Origin of the sequence: Plasticicumulans sp., from assembly GCF_035331805.1 — a bacterium.
Classification (GTDB): Bacteria; Pseudomonadota; Gammaproteobacteria; order Competibacterales; family Competibacteraceae; genus Plasticicumulans.
Genome location: NZ_DAOLKE010000065.1, coordinates 1 through 1,367 on the forward strand (window position 1 = coordinate 1; position 1,367 = coordinate 1,367).

General features: G+C 72.1%; 2 protein-coding genes. One reads left to right on the forward strand and one right to left on the reverse strand.

Annotated features, from left to right (window positions below; translation table 11 throughout):
• The coding region (locus tag PKE44_RS06930; protein ID WP_324549424.1) for an aminotransferase class III-fold pyridoxal phosphate-dependent enzyme at nucleotides 1-425 on the reverse strand (425 nt) is incomplete at its 3' end.
• A gap of 335 nt (nucleotides 426-760) precedes the next feature.
• On the opposite strand from PKE44_RS06930, the gene PKE44_RS06935 reads away from it, so the two are divergent.
• Nucleotides 761-1,367, forward strand: a 607-nt coding sequence (locus tag PKE44_RS06935; protein WP_324549427.1) for a response regulator transcription factor, incomplete at its 3' end; no start/stop codon positions are given.

The window sequence follows — 1,367 nt, forward strand, 5'->3', positions numbered from 1 at the left end:
CCGATCAGCCGCGTGCGCGTGCCCTCGCCGCGCAGGCGGTGGTAGGCGATCGCGATCTTCAGCGCCGTGTCGACCGACTCGGAGCCGGAGTTCGTGAAGAACACCTGGCCCATCTTCCCTTGCGTCAGCGCCGTCAGCCGGCCGGCCAGCTCGAAGGCCGCCGGGTGGCCCATCTGGAACGGCGGCGCGTAGTCCATCTCGGCGACCTGGCGCTGCACGGCCTCGACGATGCGCCGGCGGCCGTGGCCGGCGTTGACGCACCACAGTCCGGCGACCGCGTCGAGCACGCGCCGGCCGTCGTGGCTGGTGTAATGCATGCCTTCGGCGGCGACGAGCAGGCGCGGATCGGCCTTGAACTGGCGGTTGGCCGTGAACGGCATCCACAGCGCTTCGAGATCGGCCGCAGCCGGAATCGGGGTGGTCATCGGCAGGGGCTCCCGCGGTCAGAGGCAGATCGCCAGAACCTATGCCCGTCGAGGAAAATGCACAAGCCCGGGGCAGGCTTACCAAACGTACAGCTGCCATGCCGGGTGCGCTGCGATCAGCCCGCGCCTGATCGTTCAAAATTTTCAACATCCGAGCCGGACACCGGCGCGGCGCGACTGTGCCGGCCGATGCACGCGCTGTACCGCATCAGGGACAGACCGGCGTCCGGAGGCCGCCGGAGGCGGCCGGCCCGGCCTGTCGGCGCGCGTGTGCGGCTGGCGCCGATCTTGCTGAAAGCCCGGTTTCCCCCGCAGCCCGTTTACCGGTCCGAACCATGCCCGTCAGCCCGCCCCCGCCGATCCGCGTCCTGCTCGTCGATGACCACGCCGTCGTGCGCGCCGGCTTCCGGCGCCTGCTCGAAGGCTGCGGCGTGCGCGTCAGCGCCGAGGCCGACACCGGCGAGGCCGGCTATCGCGCCTACGTCGATGCGCCCTGCGATGTCGTCATCCTCGATCTGGCGCTGCCCGGGCGCGGCGGCCTCGAAACCCTGCGCCGGCTGCGTGCACGCGATGCCGGCGCGCGCGTGCTGGTGTTCACGATGCACGACGAACCGGCCTTCGCCGAACAGGCACTCGCCGCCGGCGCGCTCGGCTACGTGACCAAGTCATCGAGCCCCGAGGTGTTGCTCGATGCCGTGACCCGCGTCGCGCGCGGCGAACGCTGCCTGTCGCCGGACATCGCCGAGCGGCTGGCGCTGGCGCCGTCCGGCGGCCCGCAGGCGGTGATCGAGGCGCTGTCGCCGCGCGAGTTCGAGATCTTCCGCCAGCTCGCCGCCGGGCATTCGGCCGCCGAGATCGGCGAGCGGCTGGCGCTGTCGGCCAAGACCGTCGCCAACTACGGCAGCCAGATCCGCGCCCGGCTCGGCGTCGGCAGCCGCGCCG